The sequence below is a fragment of the Paenibacillus sp. JL3B1040 genome, from assembly GCF_057063165.1.
On record NZ_CM169317.1, the window covers coordinates 422,382 to 441,214 of the forward strand.

15 protein-coding genes are annotated in these 18,833 nt (G+C 54.5%); 12 read left to right on the forward strand and 3 right to left on the reverse strand.

What is annotated here, in order from left to right; genetic code table 11:
* The first annotated feature begins 39 nt into the window (after positions 1 to 39).
* The 5 genes from ACZF99_RS01860 (at position 40) to ACZF99_RS01880 (ending at position 6,538) form a co-directional block, all read left to right on the forward strand.
* Entirely contained in the window at positions 40 to 951 is a 912-nt protein-coding gene (locus ACZF99_RS01860) for an HD-GYP domain-containing protein (RefSeq protein ID WP_483608564.1), read from the forward strand.
* Between the two features lie 278 nt (positions 952 to 1,229).
* Complete coding sequence (locus ACZF99_RS01865) at positions 1,230 to 1,577, forward strand: ArsR/SmtB family transcription factor (protein ID WP_483608566.1); 348 nt, start codon at positions 1,230 to 1,232, stop codon at positions 1,575 to 1,577.
* A 30-nt stretch (positions 1,578 to 1,607) separates the two neighbouring features.
* Positions 1,608 to 2,123: an SRPBCC domain-containing protein gene (locus ACZF99_RS01870; protein ID WP_483608568.1), complete on the forward strand. Its 516-nt coding sequence runs from the start codon at positions 1,608 to 1,610 to the stop codon at positions 2,121 to 2,123.
* A gap of 310 nt (positions 2,124 to 2,433) precedes the next feature.
* On the forward strand, positions 2,434 to 4,353 hold the full coding sequence (locus ACZF99_RS01875) for a flavocytochrome c (RefSeq protein ID WP_483608570.1): 1,920 nt from the start codon (positions 2,434 to 2,436) through the stop codon (positions 4,351 to 4,353).
* Between the two features lie 361 nt (positions 4,354 to 4,714).
* Entirely contained in the window at positions 4,715 to 6,538 is a 1,824-nt protein-coding gene (locus ACZF99_RS01880; protein WP_483608572.1) for a right-handed parallel beta-helix repeat-containing protein, read from the forward strand.
* A 97-nt stretch (positions 6,539 to 6,635) separates the two neighbouring features.
* On the opposite strand, the gene ACZF99_RS01885 is transcribed toward ACZF99_RS01880, so the two are convergent.
* The 3 genes from ACZF99_RS01885 to ACZF99_RS01895 form a co-directional block, all read right to left on the reverse strand.
* Entirely contained in the window at positions 6,636 to 6,776 is a 141-nt protein-coding gene (locus tag ACZF99_RS01885) for an AraC family transcriptional regulator (RefSeq protein WP_483608574.1), read from the reverse strand.
* Positions 6,748 to 7,005, reverse strand: a complete 258-nt coding sequence (locus tag ACZF99_RS01890) for a hypothetical protein (RefSeq protein ID WP_483608576.1) — start codon at positions 7,003 to 7,005, stop codon at positions 6,748 to 6,750. Before ACZF99_RS01890 ends, ACZF99_RS01885 begins: the two co-directional genes overlap by 29 nt.
* Positions 7,006 to 7,096: 91 nt before the next feature.
* On the reverse strand, positions 7,097 to 7,963 hold the full coding sequence (locus ACZF99_RS01895; RefSeq protein WP_483608578.1) for a helix-turn-helix transcriptional regulator: 867 nt from the start codon (positions 7,961 to 7,963) through the stop codon (positions 7,097 to 7,099).
* Between the two features lie 174 nt (positions 7,964 to 8,137).
* Between ACZF99_RS01895 and ACZF99_RS01900 the strand changes: the two genes are divergently transcribed.
* The 7 genes from ACZF99_RS01900 to ACZF99_RS01930 all read left to right on the forward strand — a co-directional run bounded on the left by ACZF99_RS01900 (position 8,138) and on the right by ACZF99_RS01930 (position 18,558).
* A complete protein-coding gene (locus ACZF99_RS01900; RefSeq protein WP_483608580.1) occupies positions 8,138 to 9,265 on the forward strand; it encodes a glycoside hydrolase family 88 protein in 1,128 nt (375 codons plus the stop codon).
* 176 nt (positions 9,266 to 9,441) lie between these two features.
* Positions 9,442 to 11,745, forward strand: a complete 2,304-nt coding sequence (locus ACZF99_RS01905) for an AraC family transcriptional regulator (protein WP_483608582.1) — start codon at positions 9,442 to 9,444, stop codon at positions 11,743 to 11,745.
* A 258-nt stretch (positions 11,746 to 12,003) separates the two neighbouring features.
* Complete coding sequence (locus ACZF99_RS01910) at positions 12,004 to 13,611, forward strand: extracellular solute-binding protein (RefSeq protein ID WP_483608584.1); 1,608 nt, start codon at positions 12,004 to 12,006, stop codon at positions 13,609 to 13,611.
* 63 nt (positions 13,612 to 13,674) lie between these two features.
* Positions 13,675 to 14,577, forward strand: a complete 903-nt coding sequence (locus ACZF99_RS01915) for an ABC transporter permease (protein ID WP_483608586.1) — start codon at positions 13,675 to 13,677, stop codon at positions 14,575 to 14,577.
* Positions 14,578 to 14,592: 15 nt separating this feature from the next.
* Positions 14,593 to 15,465: a carbohydrate ABC transporter permease gene (locus tag ACZF99_RS01920; protein WP_483608588.1), complete on the forward strand. Its 873-nt coding sequence runs from the start codon at positions 14,593 to 14,595 to the stop codon at positions 15,463 to 15,465.
* A gap of 13 nt (positions 15,466 to 15,478) precedes the next feature.
* Positions 15,479 to 17,233: a DUF4091 domain-containing protein gene (locus tag ACZF99_RS01925; protein ID WP_483608590.1), complete on the forward strand. Its 1,755-nt coding sequence runs from the start codon at positions 15,479 to 15,481 to the stop codon at positions 17,231 to 17,233.
* Entirely contained in the window at positions 17,230 to 18,558 is a 1,329-nt protein-coding gene (locus ACZF99_RS01930; RefSeq protein ID WP_483608592.1) for a Gfo/Idh/MocA family protein, read from the forward strand. Before ACZF99_RS01925 ends, ACZF99_RS01930 begins: the two co-directional genes overlap by 4 nt.
* Positions 18,559 to 18,833: the final 275 nt, after the last annotated feature.

Consider the following 18,833-nt stretch of genomic DNA (forward strand, 5'->3'; position numbering starts at 1 on the left):
TTAGGGATCAGGGAAGCGGCATATAAGCGAGGTGGCAACATGTACAATCCCGAAAAGCGGCTTGCGAAAATATTGATCGTCGACGATCAGGAAATCAACATTCAATTATTGGAGCGAATCCGGCGGAGAATCGGCCCGGACCATTATTTGCCGGTGCTGGTGTTGACCGCCGACAATACGCCGGAAATCAAGCAGGAGGCGCTGCGGATCGGAGCGAACGACTTTTTGAACAAGCCGTTTGACCGGACCGAGGTGCTGCTGCGCATACATAATTTATTGAACACCCGGGCGTTGCATCTGCAACTGCACCATTATAACGAGACGCTGGAAAAAAGCGTGAGAGAGCGGACCGCGGAGTTGGAACAGGCCAAAAATGAAATTTTGCAGCTGCTGGGACGCGCTTCGGAATTCCGCGACGATATGACCGGGCGGCACACGAAGCGGGTCGGGAAAATGTCCGGTTTGATCGCCGAGCGGCTGGGGCTTTCCGAGGAGCACGTCGATTTGATCTGCAAGGCGGCTCCGTTGCACGACATCGGCAAAATGGGCATCCCCGACCATATTTTATTGAAGCCCGGACGGCTTGCTCCCCAGGAGTTCGAGCGGATGAAGGCGCATACGACCATTGGCGCCCACATCCTGGAGGGCAGCGGTTTCTCGGTGCTGAAATTGGCCCGGTTGATCGCGGAAGCCCATCACGAGAAATGGGACGGGACCGGCTATCCCAAAGGGTTAAAGGGCGAAGAGATCCCGATCGAGGCCCGCATCGTCGCGTTGGCCGATTTTTATGACGCCTTGACCCATGAGCGGGCTTATAAGCGGGCTTGGACCGCGGAAGAGGCGCTCGCCGAAATTATCGCCGAGCGGGGCAAGCATTTTGATCCGCAAGTCGTCGAAGTTTTCGTCGAGCTGACCCGCGAAATCGACCTGTCCCAAGTCATCGGGGAATAATGCGAAGATCACCATACGCTGCCAGGACGCTTTGCACGATTATCCCCTTTGATCAGGCAGCCGTGAAATGGATATGAGCTAGCCATACTCCGGGCTTTTGGCCCCCCCTGAACGAAAGGGATAATCGTGTAAAGGTAGCGCGAGAGACACCAAGGTTTTTTTAAATATTCCTTTACAGGAATATTCCTAATGATGTATATTAAAGTCACTGAATGAAAATCCTAACGGTGAAGGAGTGAAGGGATAACGAGTAATCAACGATTAACGAGGTGAGCGGCATGGCAGGGAAGAATAGGCCGGGCATGGACCGGACGATGATGAGCGCTTTGGCCGAACCGAATCGTTTGAACATCGTCGAGCTCCTGCGCAATGGTCCTCTCACCGTGGGTGAAATCGCCGACCGGCTGGGGCTGCGTCAGCCCCAGGCCTCAAAGCATTTGAAGATACTTAGCGATAGCGGCATTTTGGAAGCGAAGGTCGACGGGAACCGCCGGATCTACAGGCTCCGGCCCGAACCTTTTCAAGCGATGGATGCTTGGGTGAAGTCTTTTCGGCAAGTCATGGAGGACCGATTCGATCAACTGGAAGATTACTTGCGGGAATTGCAGAACGAAGAACAGTCGTAAAGTTCGTTCAATGATAAGGAGGATTTGACAATGTCCAATCAAACGATGGTTCACCGAGTGGAAAATGAAACGGTACTGGTATTGGAGCGCGTGTTCAATGCGCCGAAAGAGCTGGTGTTCTCGATGTTTAAAGAGGCGGAGCATTTGAAACAATGGTGGGGCCCAAGAGGCTGGGAGGTTACGGTGTGCAACGTTGATTTCCGGCCGGGTGGCGTTTGGCACTACTGCATGAAGTGCATGGATCGGGAGCAGGGCGATTTTTACGGAATGGAATCTTGGGGCAAAGCCGTGTATAAAGAAATCGACGAACCGGACCGTTTCGTCTACACCGATTATTTCTCGGATGCCGAGGGGAAGGTGGACGATTCGCTGCCGGCGACCGTGGTCACGATGGAATTCATCGATGTGGGCGGCAAAACGAAGCTGGTCAGCCGTGGGGAATACGTATCGGCGGAATCCCTCAAAACCGTTATGGATATGGGGATGCTGCAGGGGATCACCGAAACGTGGGATCGTTTGGAAGAGCGCCTGAACGAACTCCAATAAGAAAACTCCTATAAGGAAATGCCAAGAACAGCCGTACGGCCGGAGAGCCGGCGGCTGTTTTTTATAATGGCTTAAGCCAGTTGAGCAGGGCGCTTCCTAAACCCCCTCTTGTGAGAAAAGGCACGGGAAGACGAGAAATTTAATGTCTATAATTATTAATGTAAGCGAATATGCTCCGGCAATATTCGTGAATTTTTTCACAAATATTGTGAAATTAATTACAATTCAACAAAGGAGAGGAACAGGGAGCATGAAACGTTTGAGGTATGCAAGGACCGGATTTTTGACAGCATTGGTACTTATTATGATCATGGGTGTGATCGGATGCAGCGGCAATAACAAGGAAATAACGCCTGCAGCGGATACCCAAGGGCTTTACACACCGGGGACATATACGGGGGAAGCGCAAGGCCTACATAGCGTTATAAAAGTTGAAGTAACGGTGGATGCCAACACCATTCAATCGGTGAAAGTGCTGGAGCAGAAGGATACCGAAGGAGTAAGCGATGCCGTATTTGAGACCATTCCCCAGAAGGTCGTCGAGGGGCAGAGCCTGAAGATCGACGTCGTCTCGGGGGCGTCCGTATCCAGCAACGGCCTGATTGATGCGATTGCGGACGCTTTGGCGAAGGCCGGGGCCGATATCGACGCCTTGAGGAATAAGGAACCTCTCCAAGCGGCCGCTAAAGAGGCCATTACCAAGGAAACCGAAGTGGTGGTTGTCGGCGGGGGCGGTGCGGGTCTTGCCGCGGCGGTATCGGCTGCCGAGAATGGGGCAAAGGTGATTTTGATCGAAAAATCGCCTGCGCTTGGCGGGAACACACTTCGCTCCGGAGGCGAGTTCAATTCCTATGACCCGGTCCGACAGCCGAAGGTGGCGATGACCAAAGCGCTGACCAATGAGTTGAAAGAGATTCTGACTTACGATGAGAAAGAATTCGGCGATTATGCCGATACGCTCAAGACGCTCAAGGGTCAGATCAAGGAATACTTCGCCAAAGGGGACACCACCAAGCTGTTCGACTCGCCCGAACTGCATATGATTCACACCTATATCGGCGGGAAGCGAACCGATCTTGACGGGAAAGAAATCTCCGGCAAGTTTGATCTGGTCAAGACGCTCACGACCAACAGCTACGGCACGATTCAATGGTTGGAGGGCCACGGAGCCCAGTTCCAGGATGGGATCGGCACCGTTCTCGGCGCCTTGTGGCCCAGAACCCACCATAATGCCGAGCCGCTGGGAACCGGGTATATTAACGCGATGGAAAAAAGCGCAAAAGAGCTTGGCGCAGAAATTATGATGAATACGAAGGCCACCAAGCTGATGGTTGAGAATGGCAGAATCGTGGGTGTGACGGCCGAGCAGTCCGACGGCACTCCGGTCACCTTAAAAGCGTCCAAGGGCGTGGTCATGGCCACCGGCGGTTTTGGAGCGAACCCCGAAATGGTCGTTGAATACAATAACTATTGGCCTGATCTGGATGCCAACATCAAGACAACCAACACGACAAACGCCACCGGCGACGGCATTGCGATGGGGAAGGAAGTCGGAGCGAATCTGTGGGGCATGGGCTTCATCCAACTGATGCCGAGCGGTCAACCGGGAACGGGCGCTTTGTCCGGCGGTGTATGGGGAAGCGCGGAAACCCAGATTTTCGTGAATAAGGAAGGCAAGCGGTATGTGAACGAGTACGCGGAAAGAGACGTTCTGGCGGCCGCCGCCCTGGAGCAGACGGATAAGACCTTCTTCATCATCAGCGATATGACTTCGCTGGGCAACCCCGATCTGAACGGGAAGAGTGGTTGGGGAGATAATTATCAGGATCTGATCGCCAACAAAAATATTTTCATGGCGGATACGCTGGAGGAACTGGCCGAGCAAATGGGCGTACCGGCCGATACCTTTGTCGCGGAAATGAAGAAATACAATACTTACGTAGAAAATCAGCTTGACCCTGAATTCGGCAAGAAAAATTTTGGTGCAAAACTCGAAACGCCTCCGTTTTTTGCTACGCCAAGAACCCCATCCGTGCACCATACGATGGGCGGGCTGGAAATTAACGAAAAGGCCCAGGTGTTGAATACGGAAGGCAACCCGATTGAAGGCTTGTTTGCGGCCGGCGAGGTTGCCGGCGGAGTTCATGCGGGCAACCGGCTGGGCGGCAACGCCATCACGGACATTTTCACGTTTGGACGGATTGCCGGAGCCAGCGCGGCCGGCAAATAATCGATAGTAAACAGCAAAGGCTCCTGCTTCTCTCCGCCGTCCGGCTGCAGAGACGCAGGGGCCTTTGTTTGTGTATGTTTTGCATTAGCCTTTCACTTCGGTAGATCGCGTTCGTATGCCCAGTAATCCTTCCCTTCTCCTTACCCGATACCTGTCCCTTTCTTGGCCGTTAGCCGCACTCGGGTTTTGCTACATTAGTAGTGCGGGAACTAAAGGAAACCGGCTCCTTAGGATCCCAATTGAAAAACACCACCCGGGTACGAATAGACTTTGCGCAAAGGAGATGAAATTTGCCGGATTTCTTAAACGGCCATAAGGCAGCAATCCAAAATCAACAGGCAAAGAACAAGGAGGAACAATGATGAACAACGATTTTGAAAACCAAACCGCACAGGCAACGGCCATAACGACCACCTGCTACGTCATCGATCCGGCGCAGTGGGGCATCAAAACTAATGGCACCGATGCGGTAAAAACGACGGAAGGACTGAACAAGGCGATCGCCCATGCGAAAAGCGCCGGGTATAATGAAGCGTTTATTCCAAAAGGGACGTATTTGATTCGAGGCGTGGGGACCCTCTTTCCAAACACTCCGGAAAAAGGCGGCGGCATCGTGGTCCCGTCCCACATGAAGCTTACCCTGGATCATGAGGCGGAGCTGAAGGTACAGCCGAACGCTGCGAGAGGTTACTCTTGTATTTATCTGCGTAAAGTGGAAAACGTCACGATTTCGGGCGGCATCATCACTGGGGATCTGGATCAGCATGATTTCAGCAAACTTCCGGATTCGACGCAGGAATATGGCTTCGGGATTTATGTCCACGGAGGCAAAAGAGTTACGATCGAAAATATGAAAATCCGCAAATGCACCGGGGACTGCGTCTTCCTTGGCTCGGTGGGCCTCATGGGCGTAGATCCCGACTATGACGAACCAAAATTAGTAACCGTCCGCAATTGCTCGCTGGACGGAGCGCGCCGGAACAACATTTCAATCACGGCCGGCGAAGGGGTCTTCGTCGAGAACAATGAAATTACGAACGCGGGCGCCGAAAAACCGACCGATCCGAGCGTCGGGGTTGATATCGAAGGATACGGCGAAGGCGATATCGACTACGAGCAGCCGCGCAAAGTCGTCATTCGCGGCAATCTGTTCCGCGGAAACCTAAAAGCGTCCCTGCTTAATTTCAGCGGCTACGAAGCTGTAATCGACGGGAATCATTCGGACAATACGATTTCTTACAGCAACGGTACGGATACGGTTATTTCCAACAATGTATTGGTACGGACGGACAAAACGAAAGTAGCGATTTTGGGAGATAAGGTATCGAACGGATTTGACGGGAACAACGTATCGATTACCGGGAACACCATCAAAGGCTTCAGCAGCGGCATCGACGCCCGCGGCAAAGACGTGGTCGTGACGGGAAATGCGGTTTCTCATCTCGGCGAAGGAACGGGCGTCGGCGCATGGGATGCGGAAAACGTGCTGATCGCGGACAATGTCGTGCATCGGGGCCAGGGCCTGCCATACAAGGTCGACAACTGCAATGATGTGCAAATGTTGAACAACAAGGCCCTCCATTCGGAACGCTTCGGCCTTGAACTGGACAAGTCCACCAATGTCGTGCTGCGAGGCAATACGTTTGGCGAGTGCAAAGGCGGCATTTCCATCAAGAACTGGGGCCAAGGGGCTACATCGGTTTTAGCCGAAGACAATTATATCGATTGTACCAGCTATCCAGGTAAACAAGCAGCGTATGCGATCAGCTTCGACAAAAACAGCGATGTTACGCTCAGAGGGAATTATATTCGCGGCTCTCGATCAACCGCCATTTACGGAGAGAGCAGCGCCGGTAAAACCGTTAAAATCGTCGATAACGAAATTTCCGACACTGTGGGCACTTCGGCGATTCAAATCAAGGGGGGACAACGCGCCGAGATTGTCGGCAACCGCATCACCTTCAAAAGAACGGATAACACCGCGTACGGCATTTCATTAGCTGATAACGCCGAGGATGCGATCATCGCTCAAAACACGATTTATTCCAATACCGGTAAATCCATTTCCAACGCGATCGTAACCGAAAAGGCGAAACGAACCAAGGTTCTAAACAACTTGCTGATTAAAGGCAGCATGTTCCTCAATAAAGACACGGACACCAATATCGGCAACACGATGGTTTAAAGCTACTTTGGTAAACCAGCCAAAACCCTATCCTTCAAGTCAAGAGGGATAGGGTTTTCAGGTTATCCTCGGTCTCGCTTTGCGCCAAGTCCGTACGTTAGAGGATGCGGGAAAGCTTGCGATAAGCGCGCGGTGAGATTCCTTCGTTTGCGCTGAATAAACGGCTGAAATAATGAATATCGGAATAACCCACATAAGCTCCCACTTCTTCAATCGTCCAGTCCGTATCCCGAAGCATCCGCGGAAAAGTCCAGCCCTCTATCCGTTCCCGTCACGGCCTCTGCGGCGAGTTTGTCCCATTCCATTTCTTCCTCGGGGACCAGCAGATCCTCCTCCTTTTGATTTGTAACGTCGCTCGTCATTTGCACGCCGGAAAGCACCGCCGATTCGGTGGCGCTGGTAGAGGCGGAAGAAAAATCGGCGAATGCCGACGGGGCTTGGGTAAGTCTTAAGGCGTAGGCGGACAACTTGCAAAAAAAGCTTCCGAACCACGGATGGAGTGGAGCAGGAAGCTTTTTTAGATGAAGAGATGTTAACGGCAACGGATGAGAGCTTGCGCTACAACAACCGGGCGGTTTCCCGGTAAGCCTGGGGCGTGAGGCCTTTCCATTTTTTGAACAGCTGGCAAAAATACGGTTCGCTGAGTCCGCCCACTTCCCGGCTGATCAGCTTGACCGGTTTGGACGTAAGCACGAGCAGCGCGCAAGCTTCCCGGATGCGTCTGGCCGCAATATACTCCGTGATGGTTCGGCCGGTATGCTGTTTGAACAGATGCGACAGATGGTAGGGGGACAAATGGAGGTCCTCGGCGATCCGCCGCAATTGAAAGGGCTCGCGGAAATGCTCCTCGACCCAGTCCATGATGTTCTCGATGTGTTGGGTAGCTCGGCCTGGCCCGGAATCGGCGGATAGCCTGTCGGCGAACACATGAAGTTCGAGATGCCGCAGCAGCGCCAGGAAGAACAGGGCGAGATCCTCTTCCGACGGGGCTGGAGCGAGTTGGCGCGAATGCTGGAAATCGTCCAATAAATACGCCAGCCTAAGATCCCCCTGAAGCTGGAACACCTGCTTGGGCAACACGCCCCGCCACATTTTCCGGAAGAAGAAATGAAGGCGCGGATAAGGCGTCAGCCACGGTTCAACCAGATGCGGATTAAAGGTCAGATTGGTACGGATATAAGAAATTTGATCGTGCGCGGGGACTTCCACCCGGTGGAGCTGGTAGGGCTGGAAAATAACCAACGTTCCGTTCTGTAAGGAATAATGTTGGCCTTCGAGCGCAATTTCCCCGGCTCCCTGATGGATGTACAACAGCTCGATTCCTTGATGGGCATGGAGCATTTTCCAGTGCCTTTCTTTGGTTTCATCCCGGTATTTAAACATGTAGCCGGCGGCTCCGAAGTCGATGGATTCACGAAATTTCACGCAGGACCCCTCCTTGGGACAAGGGTATAGTCCTATCATAGCATAACGGGCACGAGTGGTATGGAGATAAATCGCAATTCAGCTACATAAAGGCACAACAAAGCATAAAGCCCTATTCCTTATAATCTATAGTGGATGCTATGAAAAATAAGGATTAAGGTGGAGGGTGATGTGATGTGGGCAAGAGCGATTGAGCAAGCCGTGGAACAAACCAAACGCAATATCGAACGATTCGGGGAGCAATTCCCCCATGTGAGCGCGGACGGCAAGCACTACATGCTTAATCCCAATACGGACTGGACGGACGGTTTCTGGTCGGGGATGTTGTGGCTGTGCTACGAATATACGGGGGAGGCGGTGTTCCGGGACGCGGCGGTCCGGACGGTGGACAGTTTCCGTCGGCGGCTGGAGGTTCGCACCAACCTGAATCACCATGATATCGGGTTCCTGTACTCGCTGTCCTCCAAAGCGGGCTGGATCGTGGACAAGGATGAGGAAGCGAGACAGCTTACGCTGCAAGCGGCGGACGCTCTGATGGAGCGGTGGCGGGAGACGCCGCAACTGATCCAAGCCTGGGGGCCGGAGAACGATCCGGAGAACGGGGGGCGGATCATTATCGACTGTCTGATGAACTTGCCGCTCTTGTATTGGGCCACGGAACAAACGGGCGATGCAAAATACCGCGAGGTAGCCGGGATTCACGCCGAGAAGAGCCGCCGGTTTCTCGTTCGCGGGGACGACTCTTCCTATCATACCTTCTATTTCGATCAGGCCACCGGCGACGCCGTGCGCGGCGGGACGCACCAGGGTTACCGGGACGGCTCGACCTGGACCCGGGGACAGGCGTGGGGCATTTACGGCTTCGCGCTCGCGTACCGCGGACTCGGACGGCCGGAGTTTTTGGAAACTTCCAAGCGGATGGCGAAATATTTTATTGACCGTCTCCCGGAGGATTACGTCGTCTACTGGGATTTCGACGTACCGCAAGTCCCGGAATCGAAGTGCGACAGCTCGGCATCGGCGATTGCCGCCTGCGGGATGCTGGAGCTGGCCGGTCACCTGGGACCGGAGGATCCGTTCAAAGCCGAATTGATGGAGGCTGTAACCCGATCCATAACTTCCCTGGCGCTGAATTACACCCCGGACCGGACCTCCGACGAAGAGGGACTGATCCGGCGCGGCTCGTATTCCGTGCGTACCGGACTATCGCCGGACGATTATACGATTTGGGGAGACTATTATTATCTCGAAGCCCTGATGCGCCTGGAGAAAGGGATCCCCGGATACTGGTACAGCCGATAAGCCGCCGATGCGGAAGGAGGCAGAGGCGGCCGGCGATTTTGGGAATCGGGCCTCTTCGTTCTGCCTCCCCTCCGGCGGAGGCAGAATTTCGGCTTCACAATCGTAACCGCTTTCATTATAGTTAGAAGGAGCGATGCCTTGCTGATCCGAATTCGAATGATGAGGGGGAATCCCGCGTGCGGCGAAAAGTGTTTCATCTATGGCTGTATTCCTATCTAATCATTTTGTTCATTCCCATTCTGATTACGACGACGGTGCTGGTCTACTCGCAGAACATGCTGGATACCGAAGTCACTCGGGCGAACGACACGCTGCTTCATCAGGTTCGCCAGGCGGTCGACAACCAGATCAACGATATTCGCCGGATGGGAACGCAATTGGCCAACGAGCCGAAAGTGCTGTCGTATTACAGCAGATATCATTACGACCGTCCCGATGCCAAGCTGCTGGGGAACGAGCTGATTTCCAGCTTGCGGTCGTATACCGTCGCCAACGGCACCATCTCGGACATCTATCTGTTTGACAAGAGAAACCGATATGCTCTGACCACCAGCACCTATTTGTCGGGAGAAGAGCTGTACGGCCGATTCCAACAAACCTACCATCCGGTGGACGATTTCACCCACGAGCAGTGGCTGGCCTGGCTTGACGGCAGCGGCAAGGGGGAGTTCCGCAGCTTGAATACCGGTACGGACGGCGCCAATCTGCTCGTCTACACGCAAGCTCTTCCCGTGCAGCAGACGCAGGAGCCCCCGGCGGTGCTTGTCGTTTTGCTGAAGCAGGAGCGGTTGATCTCGCAAATCGAAAGCATATCGCAAGGCTTGATGTATATCCTGGACGACCGGAACCGGCCTGTCCTGGCCACGGGTTCTCCGGACGACGTGACGGGGATCGCTTTGAGCGATTTGCCGGAGGACAGCGGGTTCCTTAACGTCACGATCGGCGGCGAGAAAGCGGCCGCAACGTACATCCGCTCTGCCGAAACCGGCTGGAAATACGTCTCCGTCGTCCCGCTCAGCGTTTATTCCGAAAAGGTGACGATGCTGAAGCGGCTGATTGTCGTCAGCTTCCTGCTGTGCGTCGGCCTCGGCGGCGGGTTCGTCTATTGGTTCACGCACCGGAATTACCGGCCGATTCGCCACATGATCGACATGGTGTCTTCCAAAGTGAAGTCGAATATCGAAAGAGGCGGCAATGAATTTTCCGTGCTGCAGCGGTTTATTTCGGAAAGCGCGGCTTTCGAGGAAGAGGCGCGCCGCAAAATGCGGGAGCACGAGAAAACGGGGGTGAATCATATCCTCGGCCGCTTGTTGAAAGGCAAATTCGATATGAGCGTGTCGCCTTCCCAGGTGTTTGAGATGCTTGATATCCGCTTTGAAAGCGACCGGTTCGTCGTGCTTCTCGTGCAGATCGAAGATTACGAGAAGCTGTTCAGCCAACCGGCGGACCTCGTTCCGGAGCAAAAGCTGCATTTCCTGTATCTTATGGTGACGAATATTTTTGAGGAGATGCTTGGGGAACGGTACAAAGTTTATTTCTCGGAAGTCGACGGAATGATCGCTTGCGTCGTCAATCTCCGGAATGAAAGCGAACAGGCGTCGAAAGAAGGGATCATCCAGGCCGTCCGGAAAGCGCAAGCAACGCTTTCGAACGGTTTTCTCGTCCAAATGTCCATCGGGATCAGCGATATCCATTCCCGGCAGGCTTCGATCCCCAAATGCTACGGGGAAGCGTTGGAAGCGCTCGGTTACAAGTTTGTGCTCGGGCCGAATCAGGTCATCTCTTACGGGATGATCCAAAGCCCGCGGCACAACATTGATTACTCGCTTGAACAGGAACGGCAATTGATCAATTTGATTGCAACCGGCAATTATGAACAAGCCGGCTCCTTGCTTCATCGTATTTTGCTGCAGAATTTCACCGGAGGCACCCTGTCCAATCCGTTCGGAAAGCTGCTGATGTTCGAGCTGGCCGGGACGATGCTGAAAGCCGTCGAACAGGTGCAAATCGGCAACGAAGAAATGATCGCCCGGAAGAACAACTTCATCATGCAGGTTGCCGAATGCGGCACCTTGGTGGAGATGGAGAAGCGGAGCCTGGCGTTTTTGCGGGACGTGTGCGACTATATTCAAGACAAGAAGAAAAGTCATAATTCCGGCCTGAAGGACCGGATTCTGAATTATGTCCATGAACACGTGACCGATCCCAATTTGAGCCTGACCGACATTTCATTGGCTTTTAACATGAACCCTACCTATCTCTCCCGTTTCTTCAAAGAACAAACCGGCGAGAACCTGGTCGACTATGTCAATCAAAGCCGGATCCTGCTGGCCAAGCAACTGCTTCGGGAAACGTCGGCTTCCTTGAACGAGATCAGCGAACAAGTCGGATTTGCCAGCAGCCAATCGTTGATTCGCGTATTTAAAAAATATGAAGGGATCACCCCCGGACAATTCAGAACACAACATCATGCCGGGTAACCCCTATTTCCTTCGCCAAAGAGGATCGCCGAGCCGGGTCCTCTTTTTTTCGTGAGCTCATCTTCGCAAGATAACGCTATCAAATCGAGAAATGCGAATGCCGAATGTAAGAAAAACGATACGAATCTTGAAATTCGTAAATTTACAGCCGGACGTCAACCCGGTACATTGAACCGTAAGGATTGGCGGCCGAACCGAACCACCTGTCGGCTCCCAATCACACCTAAACCTAATTACACTTAAAAGGGGAGTGACTGCATGAACAGTAAGCGAAGCAGGATGTCCGCAGTTTGGGCGGCGGTATTGGTTTGCGGATTTTTGTTGTCGGCCTGCGGCGGAGCGGGACAGCCCGCAGCTTCCGGCGGGAAGGAAGGCGAAGAAATTCCCGCCATCACCTTTTGGACGGCGTTGAATGGAAACGCTTCATCCGTCGTTAAGAGCCTGGATGACATCCCGATGGTACAGGAATGGCAGAAAAGAACCCATGTCGATTTTCAGTTCATCCACCCCGTGTCCACGAGCAACAGCGACGTGATGCAGCAGTTTAACGTCATGCTGGCCTCGAACGAGCTGCCGGACGTGATGCAACTGCAGTGGACCGGCATTCAGGGCGGAGCCGCCAAAATGTACAATGACGGTACGATTATGAAGCTTAACGATTTGATTGAAGCGCATGCGCCGAACCTGAAAAAAATCATCGACGAATATCCGTCGATCGCCAAGCAATTGATGGCGGACAACGGGGATATTTATGTCTTCCCCGATTTGAAGGTGGGCGAATACGGGAAATACAAAACCTTCGCCGGCCTGATGATTCGCCAGGATTGGCTGGACGAACTCGGCCTGCCGCAGCCCGAGACCGTCGACGAGTGGGAAACGACGCTGCGGACGATCAAGGAGAAGAAAGGGGTTACTCCTTTTACCGCCAACAAAAACCGGCTGTTCGGCACGAAGGATTCCTCGGATTTTCTGGGCGCGTACGGCCTGGGCCAATCTTTCTTCGTCGATAACGGCAAGGTCAAATACGGTCCGATGGAGCCCCGGTTTAAGGATTACCTGACCCGAATGCAAAGCTGGTACAAAGAGGGCTTGATCGATCCGGACTATGCGACGAACGACAGCAAGCTGATGGATTCCAGAGTCAGCTCGGGCCAAGCCGCGGCGTTCTTCGGATATATCGGCAGCTCCATGGGCACGTACGTTCCGGCACTGCAGCAGGCCGATCCGGCAGCCCGACTGGCCGCGGTGCAATTTCCGGTGTTGAATAAGGGAGAACAGCCGCTGTTCGTCCCGGCGCAATGGGATTTCACGGGAATCGGCGCCGTTCTGTCGGCAACGAACAAGCATCCCGAAGAAACGATCAAAGCGCTTGACTATCTGTTTAGCCCGGAAGGGTCCATGCTGAAAAACTTCGGCATCGAAGGCGAGACGTATACGCTGGTGGACGGTCAGCCGGTGTATACGGACCTGATTTTGAACAATCCCGACAACCTGTCGGTCACCCAGGCCATGGCCAAACATTTTATCGCCAACTATTCCTTTATCGGGCCTGCCGATGACCGGTACAACGATCAATATTATACGATTCCGGAGCAAAAAGAGGCGATCAAACGGTATGCGGAATACGCGGACAATGCCTATCAGGTCATGTTGCCGCCCGTGAGCTTAACGACGGAAGAGGCGGACGAGTTCGGCAGCATCATGAACGATATCGAAACATACCGGAGCGAATTCGTCACGAAGATCATTATGGGTTCCGAGCCCGTCGACAGCTTCGATGCGATGGTGGCTCAATTCGAGAAAATGAAAATCGGCCGTGCCATTGAAATCCAACAGGCGGCGCTGGATCGCTATAACAACCGGTGAGTCTTGCGGGAGGGGGGCTTCTCCCTTCCGCTTATTTTATTACGCCATAGGATGTGAACCCGAATGAGATTGCTTCGAGACATTGCCAAACACAAGGCGATTTATATCATGATCTTGCCGATGGTGCTTTATTACATCATTTTCAAATACGTGCCGATGTACGGTTCGATCATTGCATTCCAGGACTTCAGGGTCGCGAAAGGCATCGGCGGCAGCGACTGGGTCGGATTGAAGCATTTTATCGCTTTCTTCGACAGCGTCTATTTCTTCCGCGTCTTGAAGAACACGCTGCTGATCAGCCTGTACAATCTGGTGTTCGGCTTCCCCGTGCCTATTCTGTTTGCGATCCTGCTGAACGAAATTCGCAACCGGCTGTTCAAAAGTGTCGTGCAGACTATTTCCTATCTGCCGCATTTTATTTCGCTCGTCGTCATTTGCGGCTTAATTATCAGCTTTACGAGCCGGGACGGCGTAATCAACAGCCTGATCGCCTTTTTTGGCGGAGAGCGCTCCGCGCTGCTGGGCGATCCGGCCAACTTCCGCACGATTTATGTCACTTCGCAAATCTGGCAGGAGATGGGCTGGTCTTCCATCATCTATTTGGCCGCGTTAAGCGGCATCAATCCGGAAATTTACGAAGCGGCCAAGGTGGACGGGGCCGGAAGGTTCCGGCAGATCTGGAGCATCACGCTGCCGAGTCTGGTGCCGGTGATTATGATCCTCCTGATTTTACGGATCGGCGGGATGATGGAAGTCGGCTTCGAGAAAATCATTCTGCTGTACAATCCGAACACGTACGAAACGGCGGACGTCATTTCTTCTTTCGTTTACCGTAAAGGCCTGGCGGAAGGCGCCGAGTACAGCTTTACCACGGCAGTCGGTTTATTCCAGGCCGTCATTAACTTTATCCTGCTGGTCGGCGCCAATACGTTATCGCGCCGCCTGTCCGGCAACCGATTATGGTAAGAAGGGAGAACAACAATGGCACGATTTTCAGACAAAGCTTTTAACCTCGTGAATGGCGTCATCATGCTGATGATCATCGTTGTGACGCTGTACCCGTTCTATTACGTGCTGATGGCCTCCTTAAGCGATTCCAACGCGCTGCTGGCGCATCCCGGATTGCTGCTGGCGCCGCTGAATTTCAATTTTGACGCCTATCTCCGGGTACTCGACAACCCGAATATTTGGAGCGGCTACCTGAACACGCTGATTATTTTGGTCCTCGGCACCGGGCTCAACTTGCTGCTGACCACACTGGGAGCCTACGGATTGTCCCGGAAAATCATGCTGAGGAAGCCGATCATGCTGGGCATTGTCTTTACGATGTATTTTACCGGCGGCATCATTCCGAATTACTTATTGATCAACAACTGGCTGCATTTGGGCGACAGCTTGCTGGCCCTGATCCTGCCTACGGCCGTCAATACTTGGAATTTGATCATTATGCGGACCTCGTTTGAGGCCGTTCCGGAAAGCCTGATCGAATCGGGCCGCATCGACGGCGCGGGCGAATTCGGCATTTTATTCCGGATCGTCGTCCCCTTGTCCATGCCGGTCATCGCCGTGATGATCCTGTACTACGGGGTGGGGCATTGGAACTCCTGGTTTAATGCGATGCTGTTTATCCGGGATCGCGAGCTGTTCCCGCTGCAGTTGATATTGCGTGAAATTCTGGTCCAGAACAGCACGGACAGTATGCAGCTCGGCTCATCGGCCGCCGACCAGCAGGCGATCGGGGAGAGCATCAAATATGCGACTATTATGGTGGCGACGCTGCCCATTTTGGCGGTGTATCCGTTCCTGCAGAAATATTTTGTCAAAGGCGTCATGATCGGCGCGATCAAGGAATAGAGGAGATCAGCTCATGTTATTCGGTCTGCAATCGATGTATTACAAATATACTCGGGGGGTGAACCCTTGGGATCAGACGGCGCGGGAGACCGGCGCGAAACGGATGGAACTGGTCTGCTGCCGCGGAGACTCCGCTTCGCTGCAAGTCGTCGCCGGAGCGGAAGAGGACTTCCTGCTCACGGTCGGTACGGAAACACTGTTCTGGAAGGGGGGACCGCTGCCGATCGTCCGGGTCCAAGTCGAGCTGGACGAGGCGGCGACGGCGCTGCAGCCGGAAGTCAGACTGATCGGTCTGGTAAAGGATGACGATGGCGGGCGGAAGTCGGATATGCTGCTCGATCAATCCTTCATTCATGTGGCCGCACGGCACCTGCAGCAAGTTTGGGTCGAGATCCACGCCGGCGCGGAAGCGCGGGCGGGACATTATTCCGGCGTCATCCGGTTGTTTCGGCACACGATGTTCGAGGATGAACAACCGGTCGGCGAACTGTCGTTTGGACTGACGGTTCTGCAGCGCCAGCTGCCCGCCCCGGAGCAGTACCGGTTCTATCTCGATTTATGGCAACATAATGCCAACATTGCCAGAAAATACGACGTTCGGCTGTGGTCCGACGCGCATTTCGCGATCATTGAGCGCTATCTGGAAAGCCTGGGGAACCTGGGGCAGAAGGCGGCTTCGCTCGTCGTCTCGGAAATTCCCTGGTCCGGCCAGGGATCGCACATGGACGACGATCCGTCCGATCTGTTCGAATACAATATCGTGAGTGTCATTCGGCGGGCGGACGGGACCTTTTCCTACGATTACCGCGCCATGGACCGCTATCTCGAACTTGCGGAACGGTACGGGATCAAGGAAGAAATCGAATTGTTCGGGTTGTTGAACGTGTGGGAGACGCAGGACGGCGTTTACGGCTCCCCCGTATCGGATTATCCCGACGGACTCCGCATTCGTTATTTCGATGAACGGACGGGCACGTTCCGGTTTATGCGCAAGCGCGGCGAGCTGGAACAATATATTCGTGCGCTGGAGGAGCATTTCCGGTCGTTGGGGGCGTGCGAACGGGTGCGCGTCATGGCCGACGAACCGGCGGATTTGGCGTTGTTCAACGAGCGGCTGCAGGCGCTAGGGCAGGCGGCCCCGTCCTTCAAGCTCAAGGTGGCGATCAACCATTCCGAGTTCATTTCCGCGAAGTTGGATGGGATCAGCGATTACGTTCCCAAGCTCACCTGCGCGTTCGAGGAGTTCAACGAGCTCCGTCGGCGGAAGCCGGACATTGGCGGCAAACTGCTCTATTACGTATGCAATAACCCCCGCCGGCCGAACACCTTAATCGGTTCCCCCGCCCTCGAGAGCCGGATGATTCCCTGGCTGGCGGCGAGGCTGGAGCTGGACGGATTCCTGCGCTGGAACTATACGGTATGGCCGGATCGTCCGCTGGAGAGCATTCAATATCGTCCGCAGTTCTGGCCCGCCGGAGACACCAATTTCGTATACCCGGGCAAGGACGGCGGGCCGATGCTTTCCCTGCGCTATAAATGGCTGCAGCGGGGCATCCGGGATTACGAATTGATGGGGCAGTTGCGGGCGGAAGGCCGGGGGGAAGCGGTGGATCGGCTGCTGGCCGGCGTGTTCCGCTTCCGTGACGAGGAGCTGGGGACGCGCTCGCTAAACGAACCGGCGGAGGCCTTGTACAGCCTTGATCCGGCGGAATATGACCGGCTGTTCGCTTTGCTGCGGGCGATCGAAGAAGGAGGAGAAGGATCGTGAACAAACTCATTTCGGATCACAACGGAGAACCGGTGACGGCGGTGATTGTCGGAGCCGGACAGCGGAGCCTGATTTATGCGGGTTACGCCGAGCGCTATCCCCGGGAATTGCGGATCGTCGGTGTCGTCGAGCCGGATCCGGAGCGCAGAAGATTAACGATGGAGCGGTTTGGCATTCCCCGGGAGAACGCGATGGCGTCCGTCGCGGAGTTGTGCGAGCGGCCCAAGCTGGCCGACGCCGCCATCAACGGAACGATGGATGAGCTCCATCTCGAGACCACGCTGCCTTTATTGCAGCATGGCTACGATGTGCTGCTGGAGAAGCCGATCGGCGTCAACGAGGAAGAGACGCTGCGGCTGCAAGACGCCGCCCGCCGGTGCGGACGCACCGTCATGATCTGCCATGTGCTGCGGTACTCCCCGTTCTATCAGGCGGTGAAAGAACGGATTGCGGCCGGAAGCATCGGAGAAATCGTGAACATCCAAGCCGCCGAGCATGTCAGCTATCACCATATGGCCGTCTCTTTTGTCCGCGGCAAATGGAGTTCGGAAGAGAAATGCAAGTCGTCCATGCTGATGCAAAAATGCTGCCACGATCTCGACCTGATTGCCTGGCTGGCCGGCGGCGCGCGTCCCGTCAAGGTCGGCAGCTTCGGCAGCCTGATGCAGTTCCGGCCCGAACGGGCGCCGGAAGGAGCCGGTACGCGTTGCTTGGCCGATTGTCCGATCGAGCGGGACTGCCCGTATTCCGCCCGCAAACACTATATCGACCAGGATCGCTGGGGGATGTACGTCTGGCAAAACAACCATCTTGGCGCGACGATGACCCGGGAGGAGAAACTGGCGTCCTTGCGGGCAGATAACCCGTACGGCCGCTGCGTGTGGCGCTGCGATAACGACGTGGTCGATCATCAGTCGGTCATCATCGAATTCGACAATCAAGCCACGGCCACCCTCAACATGGTCGGAGCGACTTCCAGACCTTGCCGCACCCTGCATGTGACCGGGACAAAGGGCGAAATCCAGGGGGTGCTGGAAGACGGTTACTTTGTCCTGCGGCATCCGGACCCGCGGGCCGGCCGCGAATATGCGGAAGAGAAAATCACGGTGGACGTCGCGAACGACAGCCATGGCGGCGGCGATCTGCGGCTGGTTCAGGATTTCGTGCGAACGCTCCGCGGCGAACGCCCGTCCATCTCTTCCACCTCGTTGGATCAATCGATTTACGGCTATGTGATCGGTTATGCCGCCGAGCAGTCGAGGAAGAGCGGGAAGACGGTTATTTTGGGCGGTCCGAGGCCGGAGCGTTTCGATTCCGTGCAATAGGATGCGTGCGGCAGTAGCCCATATCAAAGAAACGGTGGTGCTGGGAGATCCCCAACACCGCCGTTTTTGCTGTGCGCCTTTTTTTTCGAATCGTGGGCCTGCGGCATATAATTGCGATTCGGCCGATTATTGCTTCGAGAATAGCGGATAGAGAAAGCGCGGATACTTGCGCCGGTGGGGAAAATAACTGATTCCCAATCGCGCATAAAGGACGTTTTCATTTCAATCCGAATCTCATATTCTAGAAATAACTTTGGATTAGGGGATAACGGAAA